Annotated in this window: 16 protein-coding genes; 9 read left to right on the forward strand and 7 right to left on the reverse strand. The window is 73.5% G+C overall.

What is annotated here, in order from left to right:
- Positions 1 to 10 precede the first annotated feature (10 nt).
- From IGA62_RS21825 to IGA62_RS21835, 3 genes are all read left to right on the forward strand, one after another.
- A complete protein-coding gene (locus tag IGA62_RS21825) occupies positions 11 to 1,039 on the forward strand; it encodes a Gfo/Idh/MocA family protein (RefSeq protein WP_145819071.1) in 1,029 nt (342 codons plus the stop codon).
- Positions 1,036 to 2,790: a glycosyltransferase family protein gene (locus IGA62_RS21830; RefSeq protein ID WP_145819070.1), complete on the forward strand. Its 1,755-nt coding sequence runs from the start codon at positions 1,036 to 1,038 to the stop codon at positions 2,788 to 2,790. The genes IGA62_RS21825 and IGA62_RS21830 overlap by 4 nt, the downstream gene beginning before the upstream one ends.
- An 83-nt stretch (positions 2,791 to 2,873) precedes the next feature.
- Entirely contained in the window at positions 2,874 to 4,499 is a 1,626-nt protein-coding gene (locus tag IGA62_RS21835; protein ID WP_232624732.1) for a glycosyltransferase family 4 protein, read from the forward strand.
- Positions 4,500 to 4,565: 66 nt separating this feature from the next.
- Here the strand turns inward: IGA62_RS21835 and IGA62_RS21840 are convergent, their stop codons facing one another.
- From IGA62_RS21840 to wecB, 3 genes are read right to left on the reverse strand one after another with little or no spacing between them, the layout of a single operon-like run.
- Positions 4,566 to 6,689 (reverse strand): glycosyltransferase, encoded by a 2,124-nt coding sequence (locus IGA62_RS21840; RefSeq protein ID WP_186499961.1) that lies wholly within the window; start codon positions 6,687 to 6,689, stop codon positions 4,566 to 4,568.
- 5 nt (positions 6,690 to 6,694) lie between these two features.
- A complete protein-coding gene (locus tag IGA62_RS21845) occupies positions 6,695 to 8,092 on the reverse strand; it encodes a glycosyltransferase family protein (protein WP_232624733.1) in 1,398 nt (465 codons plus the stop codon).
- 34 nt (positions 8,093 to 8,126) lie between these two features.
- On the reverse strand, positions 8,127 to 9,209 hold the full coding sequence (gene wecB / locus IGA62_RS21850) for a non-hydrolyzing UDP-N-acetylglucosamine 2-epimerase (protein ID WP_145819069.1): 1,083 nt from the start codon (positions 9,207 to 9,209) through the stop codon (positions 8,127 to 8,129).
- Between the two features lie 299 nt (positions 9,210 to 9,508).
- Between wecB and IGA62_RS21855 the strand changes: the two genes are divergently transcribed.
- Positions 9,509 to 11,386, forward strand: coding sequence for a hypothetical protein (locus IGA62_RS21855; protein ID WP_232624734.1), 1,878 nt, complete (start codon positions 9,509 to 9,511; stop codon positions 11,384 to 11,386).
- 36 nt (positions 11,387 to 11,422) lie between these two features.
- Here the strand turns inward: IGA62_RS21855 and IGA62_RS21860 are convergent, their stop codons facing one another.
- Positions 11,423 to 12,601, reverse strand: a complete 1,179-nt coding sequence (locus IGA62_RS21860; RefSeq protein ID WP_232624735.1) for a hypothetical protein — start codon at positions 12,599 to 12,601, stop codon at positions 11,423 to 11,425.
- A gap of 291 nt (positions 12,602 to 12,892) precedes the next feature.
- On the opposite strand from IGA62_RS21860, the gene IGA62_RS21865 reads away from it, so the two are divergent.
- Genes IGA62_RS21865 through IGA62_RS21875 form a run of 3 tightly spaced genes read left to right on the forward strand, consistent with a single transcriptional unit; the run spans position 12,893 to position 17,321 of the window.
- The gene (locus IGA62_RS21865; protein ID WP_145822079.1) at positions 12,893 to 14,479 is read left to right on the forward strand and encodes a glycosyltransferase family 4 protein; all 1,587 of its coding nucleotides are present in this window, start codon (positions 12,893 to 12,895) and stop codon (positions 14,477 to 14,479) included.
- Complete coding sequence (locus tag IGA62_RS21870; RefSeq protein WP_145819068.1) at positions 14,476 to 16,032, forward strand: glycosyltransferase family 2 protein; 1,557 nt, start codon at positions 14,476 to 14,478, stop codon at positions 16,030 to 16,032. The genes IGA62_RS21865 and IGA62_RS21870 overlap by 4 nt, the downstream gene beginning before the upstream one ends.
- A gap of 5 nt (positions 16,033 to 16,037) precedes the next feature.
- Positions 16,038 to 17,321, forward strand: coding sequence for a nucleotide sugar dehydrogenase (locus IGA62_RS21875; protein ID WP_145819067.1), 1,284 nt, complete (start codon positions 16,038 to 16,040; stop codon positions 17,319 to 17,321).
- 203 nt (positions 17,322 to 17,524) lie between these two features.
- Here IGA62_RS21875 and IGA62_RS21880 read toward each other — a convergent pair whose 3' ends face one another.
- The gene (locus IGA62_RS21880) at positions 17,525 to 18,058 is read right to left on the reverse strand and encodes an acyltransferase (RefSeq protein ID WP_091462963.1); all 534 of its coding nucleotides are present in this window, start codon (positions 18,056 to 18,058) and stop codon (positions 17,525 to 17,527) included.
- A gap of 370 nt (positions 18,059 to 18,428) precedes the next feature.
- Between IGA62_RS21880 and IGA62_RS21885 the strand changes: the two genes are divergently transcribed.
- Together IGA62_RS21885 and IGA62_RS21890 are read left to right on the forward strand one after the other, a co-directional pair.
- Positions 18,429 to 19,085, forward strand: coding sequence for a response regulator transcription factor (locus IGA62_RS21885; RefSeq protein ID WP_145819066.1), 657 nt, complete (start codon positions 18,429 to 18,431; stop codon positions 19,083 to 19,085).
- Positions 19,086 to 19,092: 7 nt separating this feature from the next.
- Positions 19,093 to 20,514: a sensor histidine kinase gene (locus IGA62_RS21890; RefSeq protein ID WP_145819065.1), complete on the forward strand. Its 1,422-nt coding sequence runs from the start codon at positions 19,093 to 19,095 to the stop codon at positions 20,512 to 20,514.
- A 46-nt stretch (positions 20,515 to 20,560) separates the two neighbouring features.
- Here IGA62_RS21890 and IGA62_RS21895 read toward each other — a convergent pair whose 3' ends face one another.
- Both IGA62_RS21895 and IGA62_RS21900 read right to left on the reverse strand, forming a co-directional pair.
- Positions 20,561 to 21,523 (reverse strand): TAXI family TRAP transporter solute-binding subunit, encoded by a 963-nt coding sequence (locus IGA62_RS21895; RefSeq protein ID WP_232624736.1) that lies wholly within the window; start codon positions 21,521 to 21,523, stop codon positions 20,561 to 20,563.
- A 55-nt stretch (positions 21,524 to 21,578) separates the two neighbouring features.
- The gene (locus tag IGA62_RS21900; RefSeq protein WP_145819064.1) at positions 21,579 to 22,256 is read right to left on the reverse strand and encodes a hypothetical protein; all 678 of its coding nucleotides are present in this window, start codon (positions 22,254 to 22,256) and stop codon (positions 21,579 to 21,581) included.
- Positions 22,257 to 22,287 lie beyond the last annotated feature (31 nt).

Raw genomic sequence — 22,287 nt, forward strand, 5'->3', positions numbered from 1 at the left:
GAGCGGCGGCGTGAGCGAGGGTAAGAAGTTGCGCGCCGGTCTGATCGGCCTCGGCGCGATGGGGCGCAACCACGCCCGGATCCTCTCCGGCCTGGACGGCGTCGAGCTGGTCGGCATCGTCGACCCGGCCGGCGACACGACCGGGACCCTGCGCGCGCCCGTCGTGCCGGAGCTGGGCGAGCTGCTCGCCCTCGGCCTCGACTACGCGGTGGTGGCCTGCCCGACCGCGCTGCACGAGCAGGTCGGCCTGGACCTGGCCGCCAACGGGGTCTGCGCGCTGATCGAGAAGCCCCTGGCGCAGTCCGTCGAATCGGCGGTACGGCTGGTCGAGGCGTTCGAGTCGCGTGGCCTGGTGGCCGGTGTCGGGCACATCGAGCGCTACAACCCCGCCCTGCAGAACCTGCGCACCCGGCTGGAGGCCGGTGAACTGGGCGAGGTCTACCAGGTGGTCACCCGCCGCCAGGGGCCCTTCCCGCACCGGATCGCCGACGTCGGCGTGGTGATGGACCTGGCCACCCACGACATCGACCTGACCAGCTGGGTGACCGGGCAGGACTACACCTCCGTCTCGGCCCGGACGGTCTCCCGCAGCGGCCGGCTGCACGAGGACATGGTCGCCGTCGTCGGCCAGCTCGCCGACGGCACGATGGTCAACCACCTGGTGAACTGGCTGAGCCCGCTGAAGGAGCGGTCCACCGTCATCACCGGTGACCGGGGCTGCTTCGTCGCCGACACGCTCACCGCCGACCTGACCTTCTACGCCAACGGTGCCATCGACACCGAGTGGGAGGCGCTGCGCGCGTTCCGCGGGGTCGCCGAGGGCGACATGGTCCGGTACGCCATCCCCAAGCGGGAGCCTCTCCTGGTCGAGCACGAGCGGTTCCGCGACGCGGTCGAGGGCAAGCAGAGCGACATCGTCACCCTGCGGCAGGGTCTGCGGACCGTGCAGGTCGCCGCCGCGACGCTCGAGTCGGCCTCGGCTGGTGTCACCGTCTCGATCGCGCCGTCCGGCGCCGCCCCGGAGCCGGCGCTGCCATGACGTCGTCGCCGGCCCGGCGGCTGGTCTCGGTGATGAGGCGGCGGGTCTACTCGCCGGTGCGGACGGCCCTGCGGGAGGCCACCGCCTGGCGGTCCTACTCCACGGTGCGGGAGGCCTGCGGGCTTTCCGACGCGGTCCCGCTGCTGGTGCACGCGGGACGGATCGTCGACGATCGTTGCCTCGGCGCGATCGTCGACGCCCTGCCCCGGCTGGCCACGTACCACCTGGCCGTCGTCCACGGGTGGACCAGCGGCGACCGGGCGGCGGTCGAGGGCCTGCTCCGCCGGGCCCGGGCGGCCGGGGTCGACGCACGGGTGCACCGGGTGGTCCGCCCCCGCCGGCTGACGCCCGACTTCCTGGCCGCCGCCGACCTGGCGGTGCACGGCTTCTGCCGGCCGGACGGGTCGTCCCCCCTGGTGCCGGAGGTGTTCGACGACTACCGGGCGGCCGGGTTGAGGATCGTCGCCGGCAACGCCCGGGGGGTCCGCGACTACCTCGTCCGGCACGGTGCCGGTGAGGTCTTCGCTACCGGCTCGCTGCCGTCCTTCGCCGCCGCGGTGCGGCGGGCGGCCACCGCGCCGACCCCGGCGGACGGAGCGGACAGCGCGCCGGTGACGGCGGGCAGAGCGGCCACCGCGCCGGCCCCGGCCACGCCGGTTCCCGCCTCCGCGCCGGCCGGGCCCTCCGGGGTGCCGACCCCGTGGACCCCGCTGGGCACCGGACCGGTCCGGCTCGGCCTCGGCACGGCGAACTACGCCGGACAGCTCGCGGCGATCGCCACCGCCGTCTGCGCCGCCCGGCCGGACGTGTCGGCGGAGCTGGTGATGGCGAAGCCGCCGTCCTCCTTCCGGTACCCCGCCGACGTGTACCTGCACTTCCCGACCGAGCACCACCTCGACGTCCAGCTGGACCAGATCCGGCGGGTACTGAGTGGCTACACCCACCTGATCGTGGACGCCTTCCGCCCGGTGCTCGGCCGGCTCAACGGTGACGACATCGCCGGTGACCTGCCCGCCCTCACCCGGGCCGGGGTCAAGGTCGCGTTGCTGGCGCACGGCAGCGAGATCCGGCACCCGGTCGAACACCTCGACCGGCACGCCGAGTCCGGTTTCCGCGACGCCCCGGAGGAGCTGCGCGCGCGGCTCACGACGGTGGCGCAACGGAACCGGCAGATCGCGCGGGAGAGTGGGCTGCCACTCTTCGTCACCACGCCCGACCTGCTGGACGACGTACCATGGGCGACCTGGGCCCCGCTGGTGGTCGACGTCGACGGCTGGGCCTGCGACCGTCCGGTGATGGAACGGTCCCGGCCGGTGGTGCTGCACGCGCCGTCGACCCGGTGGACGAAGGGGACCGATCGGATCCTGCCCGACCTTCAGGAGCTGCATGACCGTAAAGTGATCGACTTCAGGCTGGTCGAGGGGATGCCGCACGACGAGATGCGCCGCCTGGTCTTCGAGGCGGACGTCGTCACGGAACAGTTCGTGATGGGCACCTACGGCACCTTCGCCTGCGAGGCGATGGCCGCCGGCAAACTGGTGGTCTCCTACCTCAGCGAGAGTGTGCACGAGCGGGTCGATCTCCGGCCGCCGATCGTCAACGCGACCGCCACGACCCTCGTGAAGACGATCGAGTCGCTGATCGAGGACCGGGCCACCGCCGCCCGCCTCGCGGCGGAGGGCCCCGGGTTCGTCCGTGAACACCACGACGGCCGGCGCACGGCGGCCGCCTTCGACGCGTTCCTCCGGTGACCTGCCGACGCCCGTCCGATGACCCGTCCCCGTGGTCCGGCCACTGACCGGTCCGCCGAACCTTCAACGAGGAGAACTCACCGATGGAACCTGTCCAGGGCACCGCTGCTCCGTCTCGTCGTGGGCGGGTGGTGATGCTCGTCGACAACGGCGTCCACGGCGACTCTCGGGTCCAGAAGGCGGCCCGCTCGGTTGCCGAAGCGGGCTGGGAGGTGATCCTGGTCGGCATCCGTCGCGGTGCCGCCACCGAGGACACCTGGTGGATCGGAGACGCCGAGGTGCGGCTGATCAGCGTCTCCCGCCGTATTCCGCACCCGGTGGCCTACCGGCGGGCGCTGCTGCGCCGGCCGCTGGCCTACCGACCCGGTCCGGACGGCAGGCGCAAGATCCAACGGCTGAAGGCCCGGCGCGACGACCTCGACCTCCGGCTGTCGGAGATCAAGGTCGCGCGCCGGGAGGGCACCATCTCGCAGTTCTCCGAGCTGAGCCGCAAGGGGGTGCTCGCCGTCCCCTACTTCGTGAACAAGGCGAAGTTCCAGTGGGTCAAGTTCCGCAACGCCGAGCTGAAGCGCCTCCAGGACCGCCAGCAGGACCCACGCTCCCGGATCGACAACCTGGCGCTGCGGTTCTGGCAGACCACGATGGGGGACCGCGCCTGGCGTCGGCTGGACCCGGAGCTGTGGGACTACGAGCTGGCGTTCGCCCCGGTGCTGGACGAGCTGAAGCCGGACCTGATCCACGCCCACGACTTCCGGATGCTCGGCGTCGGCGCGCGGGCCACCATGCGGGCCCGTGCCGCCGGGCGGGACGTCAAGCTCGTCTGGGACGCCCACGAGTTCGTGCCCGGCATCATCGGCCGACCGAAGAACCTGCGCTGGCTTCCCGCGCAGATCGCGTACGTCCGTGAGCACGCCCCGTACGCCGACGCGGTGATGACCGTGTCGCCCACCCTGGCCGACCTGCTCCGGAAGATGCACGACCTGCCCGAGCAGCCGTCGGTGGTGCTCAACGCGCCGCCGCGTACGCTCACGCCGGAGCAGCGGGCCCTGCCGGTACCGGACCTGCGGGCGCTCTGCGGGATCGACGCCGCCACGCCGTTGCTGGTCTACTGCGGTGGCATCAACCCGTCCCGCGGGGTCGACGTCATGATCCGGGCGCTCACCGAGCTGCCCGACGCGCACGTCGCGCTGGTCTCGTTGCACCCCAACGGCAAGGTGCCGACGATGATCGAGTTGGAGGACCTCGCCGCCGAGCTGGGCGTCGCCGACCGGGTGCACCTGCTGCCGTACGTCCCGCACTGGCAGGTGCCGCAGTTCCTGGCCGCGGCCGACGCCGGGGTGATCCCGATCCACCACAAGCCCAACCACGAGATCGCACTGATCACGAAGTTCTTCGAGTACGCACACGCCCGGCTGCCGATGGTGGTCAGCGACGTGCAGACGATGGCGGACACCACCCGTGCCACCGGCCAGGGCGAGGTGTTCGTCGCCGACGACCTCGCCGACTACCTGCGCGCGGTGCGGATGGTGCTGGCCGACCCGGAGCGGTACCGGAAGGCGTACGACCAGCCGGGTGTGCTGGCGGGCTGGACCTGGGAGGCGCAGGCGCAGGTGATGGAGGACGTCTACCGACGGCTGCTCCCGGGCCGGCCCCCCGCGCCGTCGGTCCCCGCCCCCGAGCCGGAGAAGGACCCGGCACCGGTCAGCTGAGGACGACGGCGGGCCCCGGCCGGATGGCCGGGGCCCACCGTCGTCGTCCGTCGTCGCGGCGTCGGCTCAGTCGGTCAGGAACAGCCGGTCGAAGGCGGTCTGCGTGACCGTCCAGTCCCAGGTCTTCAGCGTGTGCTCGGCGGCGGCCTGACCGGAGCGCCGCCAGTCCTCCTCGGTCGCGGTCGCCGCCAGGATCCGTTCGGCGGCCTGCGCCGGGGAGTCCACCACCCAGTCGGCCGGGAAGAGGGTACGGGCACCGTGCGCCCCGCCGGCGAAGTACGGCCAGTCCCGGACCACCGGCACCGCACCGCTGGCGGCACCCTCCACCAGACCGCAGTGGAAGCTCTCCCGCACCGACGAGCTGACGATGACGCCCACCTCGGCCAGCGCGGCCGGCACGTCGTCGGTCTGGCCCCGGCGCTGCACGGCACCGCTCGGCTCCAGCTCGGCGAGGTCCCGCTTGAGCAGGTCGGCGTACTGCTTGGCGGCGACGCTGGTCTTGGCGTTGAGGTCACTGCCGATCAGCAGCAGCTGGTAGCGCTCGTCCTGCCGGCGCAGGTGGCGCAGCACCTCGATCGTCCAGCGCGGGTCCTTTGCGACCGAACCCACCCCGACCATGCCCAGGTTGAACCGCGCCTGGGCCGGCTTGGGCCGGGCGTAGCGTTGCAGGTCCATCGCGTTGTCGATGACCCAGAGCCGGGGAGCCTCGGCCCCGAGCAGCTGCGGCAGCACCGCGGTGGAGAGGTCGCGCAGGTGGTCGGAGACGAAGACGACGTCGTCGACCCGGGAGAAGTCCACCAGGTGCGGCCAGAAGTTGAACGCCTCGAAGCTGTGCAGCCGGATGACGATCCGGGTGTCACCCGGATCCGGCATGGTGAACAGCGCGGCGGTCGCCTGGCACCAGTCGATGAAGACCGTGTCGGCCCAGTCCAGGTGCGGACGCAGCCACTCCTCGATCTTCTCGCCGTAGGGCGTGTGACCGGCGAGCTTGTGCTCGATGACCGAGCTGCCGCTGCGGGCCAGCGACCGGCGGGCCGGGTCGTCGTCCAGGTCGAGGAAGCGCACCTCGACGTTCGGCATCGCCTCGTACCGCTGGCGGATCTCGTGCAGGAAGTTGTCGTTGATCAGGGTGGCCAGCAGGATCCGCAGCGGCCGGCCGGAGGGCACCGGCGCCGCCGGAACCGACCGGCCCCGGGGCGCGGACAGCAGGCGGGCGGCCTCGCTGGCCCGGAACGGCGCGAGATACCCGGCCGGGTCGTCGACCAGCGGCGAGGAGAGCCGGTCGAAGTGCAGCACCCGGTTCGAGGCGAGGCTCCACGCGTTGGAGAGCGCGGTGGCGGCCCGCTTGCGGTCCTTGCGCAGCAGGCTGTCGGCGAGCGTCAGCTGGGCGCTGATCGCGTCGTGTAGCCGCTCCGGCACCCGGCCGACCGCCAGTTCGGACTGCGCGGCCTTGGTCAGCAGCTCGGCGCGGGTGGCCGCGTTGGTGATGCGGCTCACCGCCGCCGTCGCGGCCCGGGCCGCCTCGGCGTGCCGTCCCGCCCGTACCGCGCTGTCGTGGACCCGTGCCGCGAGTTTGCTGCGGTAGCGGTCCGGGATCTTCGGTGCCGACACGGCGCGGGTCCAGAGCCACGCCCCGGCGGGCGTGCCCATGACCTTCTGGCCGGTGGCCTTGCGCAGGGTCGTCTTGGCGCTGGAGATCGCCGCCCGACGGGCCCCCCGCACCCCCCGCGCGGCGGTCGCGGAGACCTGCCGTTCCAGCCGGGTGGTGACCGGGGCGGACACCCCGGCGTCCAGTGCGCGCAGCGCCGGCACCAGGCCGTAGCACGCGCTGGCGGCGACGTTGCGCTGGGCCATCTCCCAGACCGTGTGCACCGAGCGCGGGTCGATGGCCACGAGCAGGTCGGCGGTGCGTGCCCACTTCATGAGCCAGCCGCTGCGCTGGGCGTGCAGCCAGATCTTCCGGTTGGCCGGGGCCCGGCCGAGGGCGGTACGGAGCCGCTTGTCGATCTGCTCCTTCGGCACGGCGAACGAGCGGATCTCGGCCAGCGCCGGATCGATCTCCAGCTCGGCCGCGTCGAAGAAACAGGCCACGGCGACCCGGGCACCCCGGCCCTTGAAGCGTTCCAGCGCCTCGGTCAGGACGGCCGGTTGGGCGGGGACGTTGCTGGCCACGATGAGCACAGTGGTCACGGTCGTCAGACTCCCGTCATTGCGGTCGCGGTCGAGGCGGACGAGCCCGGCCGGACCAGCTGGGCCAGGTGCCGGACGGCGGGGGCGAGCACGGCCGGGCGGGCGAAGCGGCGGGCCAGTTCCCGCGCCTCGGCCCGGTCGGCCTCGGTGGCGGTGACCGCCAGGCGCGCCGCCTCGGAGAACGAGTGCGCTAGCCGCTGCGGGTCGATCCCGACCGCGCCGGTCCAGAGCGGGTGGCCGGCGAGCACGTTGCTGGCGTCGTGGTCGACGTCGTGCGCGCTGAGCACCGGCAGCCCGGTGGCCATGAACTCGTAGACCTTGCCGGAGGTGACGTAGCGGCCACCGACCAGCATCAGCACCAGGGCGTCCCAGGACCCGTAGGTGGCCGAGAGCGCGGTCTTGGCGACCGGGCCGCCGAACGTGACGTCGTCCGGCGCGGCCGCCTTGAGCAGGTCCATGTGGCGGTTGGCCTCGCGCATCGCGCCGGCTCCGATGTGCCCGCGCACCTCGAACCGGGAACGGGCCACCAGCGGGTCGTCGCGGCGGGCGAGCCGCCAGCCGGTGAGCACCGCGTCGAGGAAGTCCGGCGGGAAGTTCACCGAGCCCAGGTAGCCGAAGGTGAGGCCGGCTGCCGGGTCGGGCGCCCGGCCGCTGATCGCCGGCAGGCTCTCCTCGTCGTAGCCGTTACGGACCACGTGCACCCGGTCGGCCAGGTGCGGGTAGCGCTCGCGGTACCAGCCGGCGATCGGGTCGTTGACCGTCCAGACGGCGACCGCCTGCTCCAGGACCCGGCTCTCCCAGCGCCCGGAGACCGACTCGCGGGTGAACGCCTCACCGCCGCCGATCACGTCCAGCGACCAGCCGTCCCGGAAGTCGATCGCGTACGGGACCTTGTACTCCTCCCAGAGCTTCCAGGTCGCGGCGATGTTGACGTACGGCGCGCAGGAGGAGAGCAGCAGGTCGGCGGCGTGCTCGCGGTGCACCCGCAGCACCGCCTTCTCCAGCTCGTGCCGCCAGCCGCCGAAGACCGGCTCGGGGAACACCTTCTGCTCGCGCTTGCGCAGCTCGGTGATCCAACCGCCCGGGTTCAGCGACCGGTCCTCCGAGAACGCCCGGATGTCCGTCTCCAGGTCCTGCCGGATCAGCGGCAGCTTGACCACCTTGACCCGGGGGTCGACGCTCTCGGAGAGCGTGTGGTCCAGGCCGTACTCCCGCTCCCACGCCTCGTCGCACAACGTGATGACGGTGACGTCCCAACCCAGGGCGCAGAACTGGTTGGCCGTCTCGCGCATCCGGTAGGCGCAGCTCTTCGCCGCCGGTGGGAAGCCGATCGCCAGGTAGATGACGTGCGGCCGGGGGCCGGAGCGGGGTTGCGTCCAGGGGAGGGAGAAACGCTTGTTCATCGCATGCTGCCGATCGTGAGGGTGCGGGGCTCGATCATGCCTGGTGCGCGAGCAGGGTCTCGATCACGCGATGCGCCGCCCGGCCGTCGCCGTACGGGGTGCCCCGGGGCGCCTCCGGCGCGGGGCGGGTGGCGGTGGCGACCCAGTCGGCCAGCGTGTGCGGGTCCGGTACCAGGCGGTTCCAGTCGCCGTCCAGCGTCTCGATCCACTCGGTCTCGGTGCGCAGCGTGGTGCAGGGGCGGCCGAGCAGGTAGGCCTCCTTCTGGAGCCCGCCGGAGTCGGTGACCACACCCACCGAGCCGAGCACCGCCGCCACCATGCCGGCGTAGGGCAGTGGCCGGCCCACGTGCAGCGCCCCCCGGTTCAGCTTCAGGCCGTACTCCTCGGACTTGGCCAGCAGGCGCGGGTGGGCCAGCAGCGCCACCGGGACCGGCAGGTCGGCGAGCGCGTCGACCAGCGCGGTGAGCCGGGCCGGGTCGTCGGTGTTCTCCGCGCGGTGCAGGGTGGAGACGAGGTACGGGGCCTGCGGGTCGATGCCCTCGGGTAGCTCCGGCCGGGGGTGGTCGCCCCGCTCCACGGCGTCGCGGATGCGCAGGCAGATGTCCACCATGACGTCGCCGACCAGGGTCGACCGCGCGGCCAGCCCCTCGGCGGCGAGGTGCCGCATGGCCTCCTCGGTGGGGGCGAGCAGCAGGTCGGCGGCGTGGTCGGTGAGGACCCGGTTGTGCTCTTCCGGCATCCGCCGGTTGAACGAGCGCAGCCCGGCCTCCAGGTGGGCGACCGGGAGGTGCTGCTTCACGGCGGAGAGGGTGCCGGCCAGGGTGGAGTTCGTGTCGCCGTAGACCAGCACCCAGTCGGGCCGCTCGGCGTCGAGCACCGGGTCGAGCGCGGCGAGCGTCCGGCCGGTCTGCACGCCGTGGCTGCCCGAGCCGATGCCCAGGTGCACGTCCGGCGCGGGGATGCCCAGGCCGGAGAAGAAGACGTCGGAGAGGTCGACGTCGTAGTGCTGACCGGTGTGCACGATGACGTGACGACAGTCACGCTCGGCGAACGCGGCGGCGATCGGCGCGAGCTTCACCAGCTGCGGACGGGCGCCGACGATGCTGACGACCTTCACGTGTGTGTCTCCTCGGGCTGTGGCAGAGGTACAGCAGACTGTGCCCCACGGTTTCGGCCGGACGCGGTGCCAGCCCTGACGTCCGGCCGTGCGACGGCCCCGAAGCAGAGCGCGACACCACAATAGCGTCGTCCCCGCTCCGTCCGCCGCGCCACGGCCCGCCCCGCGCCGGGTGCGCCGCCGCGTCGGCGACCCGTCGCGCGGCCCGGCGGTCGACGGCTCTCCGCAGGTGCCGACCGGACCGCCCCGGCCGCCTCGCGCGAAACCGCGCCGTTGGACACCTTTTAGACTACTGGGCCATGACTGCCCTTCCCTCCCAAGGCCTGAGCCGTGACGGCGCGTCCCCGGACGCGGACGGGCCCGTCGAGCGGGAGCCGGCCACCGCCCCGGACGGCGGGCCGGAGGCCGGCTCCCCGGCGGCCCGGGTCGATGCGGAGGTGCCCCGGCGGCGGTTCGGGCGAGGTCGGGCGGACCTGGTCGCCGCCCTGGTCTACCTCGCCGGCGCGCTCTGGGTGACCGCCCGTGGCTGGCGCGACCACGACGGTCGCCTGCTCGGCAGCCGCCCGAACGACCAGGGCTTCAACGAGTGGATGCTGGCCCACGCGGCGCACGCCTACACCCACCTCGAGAACCCCTTCTTCACCACCCTCCAGAACGCCCCCGAGGGCATCAACCTGATGACCAACGTGGGGATGCAGCTGCCCGGCCTGGTGCTGACCCCGTTCACGTTGCTCTTCGGTGCCTCGTTCTCGTACCTGCTGTTCATCACGCTGAACCTCGCCGGCACCGCCTACGCGTGGTACCACGTGCTCTCCCGGCACCTGGTGGGGTCCCGGGGCGCGGCCTTCGTCGGTGGCCTCTTCTGCGCCTTCGCCCCCGCGCTGGTCTCGCACAGCAACGGTCACCCGCACATCACCGCCCAGTGGCTCGTGCCGTTCCTCGTCTGGCGGGTGCTGGCGTTGGCCCGGGGCGAGCGGGTGGTCCGGGACGGGCTGGTGCTGGGCGCGCTCGTCGTCGCGCAGTTCTTCATCGGCCTGGAGATCCTGTTCCTGACCGCGCTGGGCTGCCTGTTCATGGTGCTCGGCTACCTCGCCGTGCGTCCCCGGGAGGCCCTGCGACGGGCCCGCCCCCTGCTCGGCGGGCTGGCCATCGCCGGGGTGATGGTGGCACTGGCCGCCGCCTACCCGCTGTGGATGCAGTTCGCCGGCCCGCAGCACCGCATCGGGCATCCGGGCGACCCGGACGCCTACGCCCTGAAACTCGGCTCCTACGTCGAGTACGCCACGAAGTCGCTCGCCGGCAGCGAGACCAGCGCCCAGCCCTGGGGGCCGAACACCACCGAGCAGAGCAGCTACTACGGCTGGTCGCTGGTGGTGGTGGCGTTCGCCGCGCTGTGGTGGCTGCGCCGGGAGATCTTCGTCCGGGTGCTGGCCGTGGTCGCCCTCGTCTCGGCCCTCCTCTCCGTCGGCACCACCTGGACGTGGGGGACCGAACGCACCGACGTCCCGGCGCCGTTCGCGTTGCTCCACCACCTGCCGGTGTTCGACTCGGTGGTGGTGTCCCGGTTCGCGTTGATCACCACGGCGGCGCTGGGCGTACTGCTGGCGCTCGCCGGGGACCGGCTCGTCGGCGCCGAGTCGCGGAACCGGTCGGAGGGCCGGCTGGTCCGCGGGCTGACGGTGGCCGTCGCGGTGGCCGCGCTGCTGCCGGTCATGCCGGTGCCGCTGGACGCCCGCAGCCGCGTCCCGGTGCCGGACTTCGTCGGCAGCGGCACCTGGAAGGAGCACGTCGCGCCGGGACGCACCCTGGTGCCGGTGCCGGTCAACGGCATGACCTCGATCTACTGGGGTGCCGAGGCGGTGGCCGGGTTCGCGGTGCCCGAGGGTTACTTCCTCGCGCCGGTCTCCGCCACCGACCGGACCGGCCGGTGGGGCGTCGAGCCCCGGCCGACGGCCACGCTGTTGACCGCGGTCGCCCGGGGTCAGCGTCCGCCGACGGTCACCCCGGCCGAGGTGGAGCAGGCCCGGGCCGACGTCCGGCACTGGAAGGCCGACGCCGTCGCCCTGCCGAGACACGGCCGGGAGACGGAGCTGCGGACGACCCTGGACGCGATGTTCGGCCCCGGCAAGCGGGTCGACGACGTGTGGCTCTGGGACGTCCGGCCGTTCACCCGTTGAGCGGGTGGCCCGAGCGGGGTGACGGCCGCTCGCCGGTCACGGCGAGCGGCCCCAGACCATCATCAGGTAGCCGCCGTAGTACGCGGAGAAGATGGCGAGCGTGACCACCACCGTGGTCGCCCTGGCGCGTCCGGCCTGGGCCAGGCCGACGGCGATCGGCAGCAGCAGGGTGAACGCGGGGATCAGGAACCGCGCCTTGGAGTGGTAGTAGCCGGCGGTGCCCAGGGTGGTGGCCAGCAGCAGCCCGGCGTAGAGCAACAGCTGCCACGGCTGCCGGTCGAGCACGCTCAGGACGAACAACATGATCGCGACGAGGCACACCCCGGTCACCACGTACAGCTGCAACCCGGACGGGGCGGCCAGCACCTCCCGACCGCGCTGCACGAGGAAGACGCCGAAGTCGAACGACGAGCCCCAGCCGGCCTCCTGGATGTGGAACCACCCGTCCGCCCGACCGGTCTGCCGACCGACCCAGGCGAGGTAGCCCAGCCAGCCCAGCGGCGCCAGCGCCCCGGCCACCCAGGGACGCCAGCCGTCCCGGCGGCGGACGACCGCCACGAGGGCCGCCAGAGCCACCACCGGGATCAGGGCGGAGGCGGTCGGCCGGGCCAGTCCGGCGAGGAGGCAGAGCGCCCCGGCGGTCAGCCACCGCTCCCGGAGCAGGGCGTAGAGGGTCCACGCGGCGAGCGCGGTGAACAGGCCCTCGCTGTAGGACATCGACTCCACCACGGCATGCGGCAGCACTCCCCAGAGCACGGCGAGCAGCACGCCGACCGACCGCCCGTGCAGGTGGTTGCCGAGCGCGAAGAGCCCCCACGCGGCGGCCAGCGACGCGGCGCTGCCGACCAGCAGCGCCGTCTCCCGCAGGCCGAACGGGGAGACCACGTCGGCGGCGGCGACCAGGCCCGGGTAGAGCGGGAAGAACGCCATGTCGCTCTGCACCCGGGCGTACCCGTCGTAGCCGACCCGGGCGATCGAGAGGTAGTAGAGGCCGTCGTTCTTGCTCAGCACGGAGGCCGGGCTCTCCCCGACGTTGCGGGCCCAGACGTAGACGAACAGCACCCCGAGGACCCGGACCGCGGTGTACGCGGCGAGGGCGGGCAGTGCGTGGCGTACGACGGCGACCAGCCGTCGGCCGGGCACGGTACGGCTGCCGGGGCCGGCCGCCGACGTGTCGGCGTCCCGGCCCGGTGAGGGGCGTTCCTCGGTCGTCACCACGTCGATTATGGGGTCCTGTCTGTGTCGAGGCTGTATCGAGCGGGGAACGGACGTCGCTTCTTCAGGTGCCGGACACCGAAGGGGGCCTCCGGACCGGAGCCACCGGCCCCGACGGCGGAACCGGACGCAGATTAACAACCAGGACACTCCCCGCGGCGGGGACACGGCGGACAGGGCGGCTGGCCCTTCGCAGCGCTTGTCGTAGACTCGCCGGGGCCGCGGCGAGGGACGGAAGACGGGCGGATGATGGGATCTGACGGTACGGCCGGCACCCGGGGACGGATCGTCATGCTGGTCGACAACGGTGTCCACGGCGACTCCCGGGTCCAGAAGACAGCCCGTTCGGCTGCCGACGCCGGTTGGGACGTCGTCCTGCTGGGGCGGGCCCCCGGAGGCGTGGCGCAGTCCTGGCGGCTCGGCGACGCGGAGGTGCGCCTGCTGGCGATGCCCGATCCGCTCGCCCGCCGCCGGCACGAGTTCCGGCGGTCCTGGCTGCGCTGGCCGCTGGCGTACCCGCCGAGCGGGATCGCCGCCCACCGGCGGCAGGCCGTCCGGGCGTGGCAGGCCGACCTCGACGTCCGGGCCGCGCAGCTGGCCGTCGCCGACCCGGCGACCCCCCGCCTCGGCCTGCGTCGCCGGGCGCTCCGGGCCGAGCAGGTCGCCGCGAAGCTGACCCGCACCTGGGTGTCGGGGCGGTACTGGATGCTCACCCGGGCCCGCACCCACCGCCGGTTCCGCAACCCGTGGGACCGGGCGTACACGCTCTTCTGGCAGACGGTGAAGGGCGACGGCGCGTGGCGGCGGCTGGAGCCGGGGCTGTGGGACTACGAGCTGGCCTACGGCCCGGCCGTCGACGAGTTGCGGCCCGACCTGGTGCACGCCAACGACTTCCGGATGCTCGGGGTCGCCGCCCGCGCCAAGATCCGCGCCGCCGCGCGGGGACGCGAGATCAAGGTGGTCTGGGACGCGCACGAGTTCCTGCCCGGCGTGAAGCCCTGGCAGGACAACGCCCGCTGGCTGCCCGCGCACCGCGCCCACGAGCGGGAGTACGCCCCGTACGCCGACGCGGTGATGACCGTCTCCGACGGCCTGGCCGAGCTGCTGCAACGGGAGCACGGCCTGACCGCCGTGCCGGACGTGGTGCTCAACGCGCCGGCCGCCGACCACGGTGAGCCGACCCCGGACGCACCCGCACCGGACCTGCGTGCCCTCTGCGGGATCGGCCCCGAGGTGCCCCTGCTGGTCTACAGCGGGTCGGCCGGGAGGCAGCGCGGCCTGGACACCATGGTCGACGCGTTGCCGCAGCTGCCCGGGGTGCACGTGGCGATGGTGGTCAACAAGCCCGCCGGCCCCTACATGACCGAGGTCCTCGCCCGCGCGACCAGGCGCGGCGTCGCCGACCGGGTGCACGCCCTGCCGTACGTGGCGCACTGGCAGGTGGTGCCCTTCCTCTCCGCCGCCGACGTCGGGGTGATCCCGATCCACCACTGGCCCAACCACGAGATCGCGCTGATCACGAAGTTCTTCGAGTACTCGCACGCCCGGCTGCCGCTGGTGGTCAGCGACGTGCGGACGATGGCCGGTACGGTGCGCTCCACCGGCCAGGGTGAGGTGTTCCGCGCCGAGGACGTGGCGGACTACGTCCGGGCCGTCCGTGCGGTGCTCGCCGACCCGGCGCGCTACCGTGCCGCGTACGACCGACCCGGCCTGCTGGAGAGCTGGACCTGGGAGGCGCAGGCCGAGGTGCTGGACGGCGTCTACCGCCGACTCCTGCCGGACCGGCCCGGGCCGACACCGCCCGGTGTGCGACCGGCTGCCGGGGCGGACCCGGCCGGTCCGGCGTCCGCGCGGCCGGCGGTGGGGGCCGGCACGTGACCGTCCCCGACGTCACCGTCATCACCGCCGTCTACAACACCATGCCCTACCTGACCCGGTGTCTGACGTCGGTGGTGGAGCAGACCATCGGCCTCGACCGGCTCGAGATCGTCGCCGTGGACGACGGCTCCACCGACGGCAGCGGCCGGGAGCTGGACCGGTTCGCCCGGTCGTACCCGGGCACGGTCAAGGTGATCCACCAGGCGAACTCCGGCGGACCGGCGAAACCGAGCAACCGCGCGCTGGAGGTCGCCACCGGCCGGTACGTCTTCTTCATCGGGTCGGACGACTACCTCGGCCCGGAGGCGCTGGAACGGCTCGTCGCCGCCGCCGACCGGTACGACGCCGACGTGGTGCTGGGCCGGATGGTCGGGGTGAACAGCCGGTACATCCACCAGGCGATCTACGAGTCGACCCAGCCCGAGGTGGACCTGTTCACCTCCCCGTTGCCGTTCTCGCTGTCGAACACCAAGCTGTTCCGGCGGGACCTGATCGAGCAGCACAAGCTGCGCTACCCGGAGGACATGCCGGTCGGCAGCGACCAGCCGTTCACCATCGAGGCCTGCTACCGGGCCCGACGGGTCTCCGTGCTCGCCGACTACGACTACTACTTCGCGGTACGGCGGTTCAACGCCCACAACATCACCTACAAGAGCCGGCACCTGGAACGGCTGCACTGCGCCGAGTCGATCATGGACTTCGTGGGCGGGCTGATCGAGGCCGGTCCCCGGCGGGACGCGGTGCTGTTGCGCCACTTCGCCTGGGAGGTCGCCCGGCTGCTGGAGAACGACTTCCTGGCGTTGGACCGGCCCACCCAGGCCAGCGTCCAGGCCGGGGTGCGGTCGCTGGCCGAGCGGTACCTCACCGACACGATCCGGGACCAGATCGGCATCGAGACCCGGGTCCGGCTCGCCCTGGCCTGGCACGGTGAGCTGGACGACCTGCTCGCGGTGATCCGGCAGGACGCCGACCAGGGCAACCCACCCGCGGTGGTGGAGGACGACCGCTGGTACGCCGACTACCCCGGCTTCCGCGACCCCCGTCTCGGCATCCCGGACCAGTGGTTCGAGATCACCGGCAGCGCCGCGGACTGGATCGCCCGGCTGGACACCGTCTCGGTCGCCTTCGAGGGCACCCGCGCCCTCGTGGTGACCGCCCGCAGCCCCCGCCCCGACCTGCCGCACCTCGCCTCGGCGTTGAAGATCGTGGCGGGCGACGTGCCGGCGGAGAGCACCGAGCTGGTCCCGGACATCACCGGCACCACCATCCGGGCGCGCATCCTGTTGGCCGGTCTCCTCACCGACCTGGCTCCCGGCGGTAAGCTTCGACTCATCCAGGCGCGGATCGACGCGTTCGGTACGACCGGGACGGCCCCCCTGCGCGGTCCCCGTCGGACGGTGCCCCAGCGTGTGGTGGTCCGCCGCGGCGCACGCCTGCACGTCCTCACCGCCACCACCAACCACAAGGGTCAACTGATCGTCGCCGTAGCACCTGTGACGCCACGCCGGGTGATGGCCCGCCTGCGGCGCAGGCTTCCACTAGGAGGAAAGTAGTAGACATGAACATCTGCGTCGTCGCCCTCGGGAAGATCGGACTGCCGCTGGCCGTGCAGTTCGCGACGAAGGGGCACCGGGTCATCGGTGCCGACGTCTCCGAGCGGGTGGTCAGCCTGGTCAACGACGGCGCGGTGCCGTTCCCCGGGGAAGCCGATCTGGACGTCAAGCTCAAGGAGGTGGTCTCGGCCGGTCTCCTCTCGGCCACCACCGACACCGCCGCCGCGGTGGCCGACAGCGAGGCCGTCGTGGTGGTCGTACCGCTGTTCGTGGACGCCGAGGGCGTGCCGGACTTCGGCTGGATGGACGACGCGACCCGGGCCATCGCCGCCGGTCTCAAGCCGGGCACCCTGGTCAGCTACGAGACCACCCTGCCGGTCGGCACCACCCGTAACCGTTGGGCGCCCATGCTGGAGCAGGGCTCCGGGCTCACCGCCGGCACGGACTTCCACCTGGTGTTCAGCCCCGAGCGGGTGCTCACCGGCCGGGTCTTCGCCGACCTGCGCCGCTACCCGAAGCTGGTCGGCGGCATCGACGAGGCGTCCGCCGTGCACGGCGTCCGCTTCTACGAGGCGGTGCTCGACTTCGACGAGCGCCCGGACCTGGGCAAGCCGAACGGCGTGTGGGACCTCGGCTCGGCCGAGGCGTCCGAGCTGGCCAAGCTCGCCGAGACCACCTACCGGGACGTCAACATCGGCCTGGCGAACCAGTTCGCCCGGTTCGCCGACACCGTCGGCGTGGACGTCACCAAGGTCATCGAGGCCTGCAACACCCAGCCGTACAGCCACATCCACTCCCCGGGCATCGCGGTCGGTGGGCACTGCATCCCGATCTACCCCCGGATGTACCTGTGGAACGACCCCGCCGCCACCGTGGTCCGCTCCGCCCGCGAGGCGAACGCCGCCATGCCGGAGTACGCCGTCGACCTGCTCGCCGCCGCGTACGGCGACCTCACCGGGGCGGAGGTGCTGGTGCTCGGTGCCGCCTACCGGGGCGGGGTCAAGGAGACCGCCTTCTCCGGGGTCTTCCCGACGGTGGAGGCGCTGCGCGCCCGGGGCGCCAAGCCGTACGTCTCGGACCCGATGTACACCGCCGAGGAGTTGACCGCGCACGGGCTGCCCGCCTACGCCGGGGAGCGGGTCACCGCCGCCGTCGTGCAGGCCGACCACGCCGAGTACCGGTCCCTGGCCGCCACCGACCTGCCCGACGTGCGGGTGCTTGTCGACGGCCGTCGGGTGACCGATCCGGCGCGCTGGGCCGACGTCCGGCGCGTCGTCATCGGCGGCTGAGCCGCACCGGTCCGGCCCGCCGGACCGCGTCCCACGTGACACGGGCCCCGACCGATCCGGTCGGGGCCCGTTCGCGTCACCGGCCCCTCGCCGGCGCGTCCTCGCTCTCCGCGCCGACTGCCGCCGGTCCGTCGCTGCCGCCGGGTGGTAGGAGGGGACCCCTGCACGACAAAAAGCGGTAACAGGGGACCCCTCCTACCACCTCAGACGCCAGCCGGCGGGTTGGCCGGGTCCCGGGAGACCACCTCGCCCTTCTCGTTCACCCAGCCCTTGGGCCGGGCCGGGTTACCGGCGACCAGCTGGTACGGGGCGACGTCCCGGGTCACCACCGAACCGGCGGCGATCATCGCGTACGAGCCGACCTCGATCCCGCAGACCAGGGTGGCGTTCGCGCCGATGGACGCGCCCCGGCGTACCACGGTCGGAGTGATCTCCCAGTCCGGGTTCTGTGCCCGGGGGCGGAAGTCGTTGGTGAAGACGGCGCACGGGCCGACGAAGACCTCGTCCTCCAGCGTCACGCCCTGGTACACGGAGACGTTGTTCTGGACCTTGCAGAGGTCCCCGATGACCACGTTGCTGTCGACGTAGACGTTGCGGCCGATCACGCAGCCGCCGCCGATCCGCGCGGTGGACCGGACGTGCGCCAGGTGCCAGACCTTCGTGCCGTCGCCGATCCGCGCGCCCTCCTCGACGTCGGCCGTCGGGTGCACGAAGACCTGGTCGGTTCCTTGGCTCATGGGCTCCACTCACAGTCAGCAGGGCGCGTCCGCGCCGGTGTGGCGTACGGCCGGCGACCGGCGGGACGGACCCGCCCGGAGCCGGCGCACGTGCTCGGTCACCCGTGGTCCCGGCGCGCGTCACCGGGGAGCACCACGGCAGCGGGAAGCATAACCGGCGGCCCCGCCCGCTCCCGACGCTCACCCGCCGCAACGCCGTCCACCCGAGCTGTCCCACCGGCCGGCGGGGCGGCCGGTCCCGCCGTCACTCCCGCCGTCACTGCCGGCGCGCGGACGGGCCGGTGCCCGGTGCGGTCCCCGGCCGGGGGTGTCGTGACGCCAGCGGGTCTGGCACCATTCGCTGACCGGGGGCTCAACAGTGGAGGTGCGGGTGCGGGTCCTGCTGGTGGAGGACGACCGCCGGGTGGCGGCGGCCCTGTCGTCGGCGTTGACCCGGCGGGGCTACCAGGTCGAGCACGCCGCGACCGTGGCGGCGGCGCTGGCCGCCGCGCCGTGCGACCTGGTCCTGCTCGACCTGACCCTGCCGGACGGGGACGGCACCGAACTGTGCCGGGAGCTGCGGCGGCGCAGCGCGCAGATCGGCATCATCGCGGTCACCGCCCGGGGCGAGGAGCGGGACCGGGTGCTCGGGCTGCGCCTCGGCGCGGACGACTACGTAGTGAAGCCCTTCTCGATGGTCGAGTTGCAGGCCCGGATCGAGGCGGTGCTGCGCCGCGCCGCCCGCGCCGCCCCGGAACTGGACCGGATCACCGCCGGCGGGCTCCGGATCGACGTGGCCGCCCGGACCGTCACCGTCGACGACCGGTCGGTCACCCTGACCCGCAAGGAGTTCGACATCCTCGTGTCGCTCGCCCGGCAGCCCGGCGCGGTGGTGCCCCGCGAGCGGATCCTGCTCGACGTCTGGGGTACCACCTGGGCCGACCGGCACACCGTCGAGGTGCACGTCGGGTCGCTGCGCGGCAAGCTGGGCGACGCGCGGCTGGTGGAGACCGTGCGCGGGGTCGGCTACCGGCTCCGCGCCGAGTGAGGCCGAGGTGCGCCGTCGGCTGGTCATCAGCTACCTGCTGCTGATGGCGCTGGTGCTGGTGGCACTGGAGACCCCGCTCGCGGTGACCCTGGCCAACCGGGAGACCGACCGGGTCCGCGCGGACCGGCTCGCCGACGCCACCCGGTTCGCCTCGCTCGCCGGCCCGGCCCTGCGCGGCGGCGGCACCGGTCAGCTCGACGGGGAACTGGGCAGCTACGAGGGCCTGTACGGCATCGGCGCGGCCGTGGTCGACCGGGAGCTGCGGACGGTGGCGGTCTCCGACGGCTACCGGTCGTCCCCGACGACCGAGCTGGCCCTGCGGGTCGCGCTCTCCGGGCAGCAGTTCACCGGTGCCGAGTCGGTCTGGCCCTGGGTGGACGGACCGATCGTGGTGGCGGTGCCGATCAACGACGGCGGCGAGGTGCTGGGCGCGGTGGTGACCACCAGCCCGGTCGACGCGGTCCGCCGCGCCGTCACGACCTGGTGGCTGGTGCTCGCGGCGATCGGGCTGCTCGCCGTGCTGGCCTGCGTGTCGACGGCGTTCGGGCTGGCCGGCTGGGTGCTGCGCCCGGTCATCGAACTGGACGCGGTGACCCACGAGATCGCCGAGGGGGATCGCAGCGCCCGGGTCCAGCACCGGCTCGGGCCGCCGGAGCTGCGCCGCCTCGCGGCCGGCTTCAACCACATGGCCGACGTGGTCTCCGACGTGATGGACCGGCAGCGGGCCTTCGTCGCGCACGCCAGCCACCAGCTCCGCAACCCGCTCACCGCGCTGCGGCTGCGGGTGGAGGAGCTGGGGCCGAGCCTGACCGACCCGGAGGGGCGGGCCGAGCACCGGCTGGCCCTGGAGGAGACCGACCGGCTGGCCCAGGTGCTCGACGCGCTGCTCACCCTGGCCCGGGCCGAGCGGGAGGAGAACCGGCTGGTCACCGTCGACGCGGTGGTGGTGGCCGCCTCCCGGGTGACCGCCTGGGAGCCGCTGGCCCGCCGCCGGCAGGTCACGCTGCGCCTGGTCGCGGCCTCCGGCCCCCGGTACGCCCGTACCGTGCCCACCGCCATCGACCAGGCCCTGGACGCGTTGATCGACAACGCGGTGAAGTTCAGTGGTGCCGGGGGCGCGGTGACGGTGGCCGTCGAGCCGGCCGAGGACGGGGTGACCCTGGTGGTCGCCGACACCGGTCCGGGTATGACCGACAGTCAGCTCGCGCAGGCGACCGAACGCTTCTGGCGGGCCCCGGACGCGCAGAACGTCGAGGGGGCCGGGCTCGGACTGACCATCGTGGCCGTGCTGGTGGACGCCTCCGGCGGGCACCTCACCATGCGCCGGGGCGAGCCGCGCGGCCTGGTCGCCGAGCTGTGGTTCCCCACCGCGCCGACCGGAGCCGGCCCGCCGGGGTGCCAGCCGGACCGGAAGCCGGCGGCGCCCTGAGCCGGCCGGGCCGAGCGCGGCGGCGCCCTGAGCCGGCCGGGCGTGGTCAGGGCTTGTTCGCCCGGTACCAGGCCGCCGCGCCCGGGTGCAGGGGGAGTGGGACGGTGGCGATGGCCGAGCGGGCACTCATCCGACCGGCGGCCGGATGCGCGGCGGCCAGCTCCTCCCGGCGTTCCATCAGCAGCCGGGTCACCTCCCGCACCACGGACTCCGGCACGTCCGCCCCGACCACCAGGTAGTTCGGGTTCGCCACGGTGGTCACCGGTTCCGCGCCGTACGCCGAGCTGGGGATATCCCGGGAGACGTAGACCTCCCGGTGGCTGCGGCGCAACGGCTCGGTCCACTCGCCCAGGTCGACCAGGCGGATCCCGGCCGTGCCGGCGAGCTGCTCGATCGCCCGTACCGGCAGGCCGCCGGAGAAGAAGAACGCGTCGATCCGCCCGTCGCGCAGCGCGGCCACCGAGTCGTCCAGCCCGAGCCGTTCCCGTCGCACCACGCCGCCGTCCAGCCCCGCCACGTCGAGCAGCCGGCCCGCGGTGATCCCGGTGCCCGAACCGGGGGCACCCACCGACACCCGCCGGCCCCGCAGGTCCGCCACCGTCCGGATCGGCGACTCGGCGCTGGTGACCAGGTGCAGCAGGTCGTCGTAGACCCGGGCCACCGCCACCACGCCGGGGTGGGCGTCCGGGGTCCCGGAGAGGACGTCGGCCTGGGTGAAACCGAGTTCCGCCCCGCCCGCCGCGACCAGCCGGACGTTCTCCGCCGACGCGGCGGTCACCACCACGGTCGCCCGGACCCCGGGCAGTTCCCGGTTGAGGATGGTCGCCAGCGACTGGCCGAAGGCGTGGTAGACCGCGGTGGGGCTGCCGGTGGCGATCCGGATCCGGACCGGCTCGACCGGTTCGTCGCGGCACCCGGCCAACGCCGGCACAGCCGCCCCGACCAGTACGGCCAGCAGCGCGAGGGCGACCGCCGGCCGCCGGCCGGAGGCGGAGGGCACGGTGTTCACCGGCTGTACTCTGCGCCCGGACAGCCCCGGTTGGCAACCCGCCGTCGCGCGGACGCTAGGCGGTCTCCCCGGCCGGGGCGGCCACCGGGGCGGGGTTCAGGCTGGCGCTCTCCAGGATCCGGTTGCGGTCCGCCCCGTCGGCGACGCTCACCACGAAGCAGCCGGCCCCGGGGCGGAGCGTGGCGGGAACCTCCAGCAGGGCGGCACCCCGGACCAGGACCGCGGCCAGCTCCCGGTCGGTGAGGCGGACCCCGAGGATGTGCCGGCGGACGTGCCGGCCACCGGCCAGCAGCGCGGACCGCCAGGCGGCGGCGGCCAGCCGGGACCGCCACACCCGACGGGCCGCGGACGCGCCGGGCACCGGTCCGCCGAGCAGTTCCCGTCGGCCCTGCCGCCACCCGGTGTCGAGCAGCGTCGCGTAGGCGGTCCGGGCGGACGCGGGTACCCGTAGTTGGTGCAGTTCGTAACGGCGGCGCAGACCGCCGACGGTGATCTCGTGCTCCACCGGGACGCCGAGCCGACCGAGCAACTGCCGCATGCGCAGCGCGGCGTCCTCGCGGTTGAACTCGACGGTGCTCCGGTACGGCTCACCGGGATGCCGGCCCCGGGGACCCGCCGGCAGGGGCATGCAGCGCAGCAGGCAGGCGACCTCGAAGGCGTCGGCCACGGTCGGCCAGTCCAGCGGCGGCGGGTGCGCCGTGGCCCGGGGCCGGTCGAGCAGGGTGGTTTCCATCGGGGACCGCTCCTCCACTCGTCGGGGTATC

Source organism: Micromonospora sagamiensis, assembly GCF_014680085.1.
GTDB classification, from domain to species: Bacteria; Actinomycetota; Actinomycetes; order Mycobacteriales; family Micromonosporaceae; genus Micromonospora; species Micromonospora inyonensis.

What these genes read in the sequence shown, in the direction of transcription:
- IGA62_RS21830 (WP_145819070.1), top strand. Translation starts at nt 1,036, where the DNA reads ATGACGTCGTCGCCGGCCCGGCGGCTGGTCTCGGTGATGAGGCGGCGG.
- IGA62_RS21835 (WP_232624732.1), top strand. Translation starts at nt 2,874, where the DNA reads ATGGAACCTGTCCAGGGCACCGCTGCTCCGTCTCGTCGTGGGCGGGTG.
- IGA62_RS21845 (WP_232624733.1), bottom strand. Translation starts at nt 8,092, where the DNA reads ATGAACAAGCGTTTCTCCCTCCCCTGGACGCAACCCCGCTCCGGCCCC.
- IGA62_RS21855 (WP_232624734.1), top strand. Translation starts at nt 9,509, where the DNA reads ATGACTGCCCTTCCCTCCCAAGGCCTGAGCCGTGACGGCGCGTCCCCG.
- IGA62_RS21865 (WP_145822079.1), top strand. Translation starts at nt 12,893, where the DNA reads ATGCTGGTCGACAACGGTGTCCACGGCGACTCCCGGGTCCAGAAGACA.
- IGA62_RS21875 (WP_145819067.1), top strand. Translation starts at nt 16,038, where the DNA reads ATGAACATCTGCGTCGTCGCCCTCGGGAAGATCGGACTGCCGCTGGCC.
- IGA62_RS21880 (WP_091462963.1), bottom strand. Translation starts at nt 18,058, where the DNA reads ATGAGCCAAGGAACCGACCAGGTCTTCGTGCACCCGACGGCCGACGTC.
- IGA62_RS21900 (WP_145819064.1), bottom strand. Translation starts at nt 22,256, where the DNA reads ATGGAAACCACCCTGCTCGACCGGCCCCGGGCCACGGCGCACCCGCCG.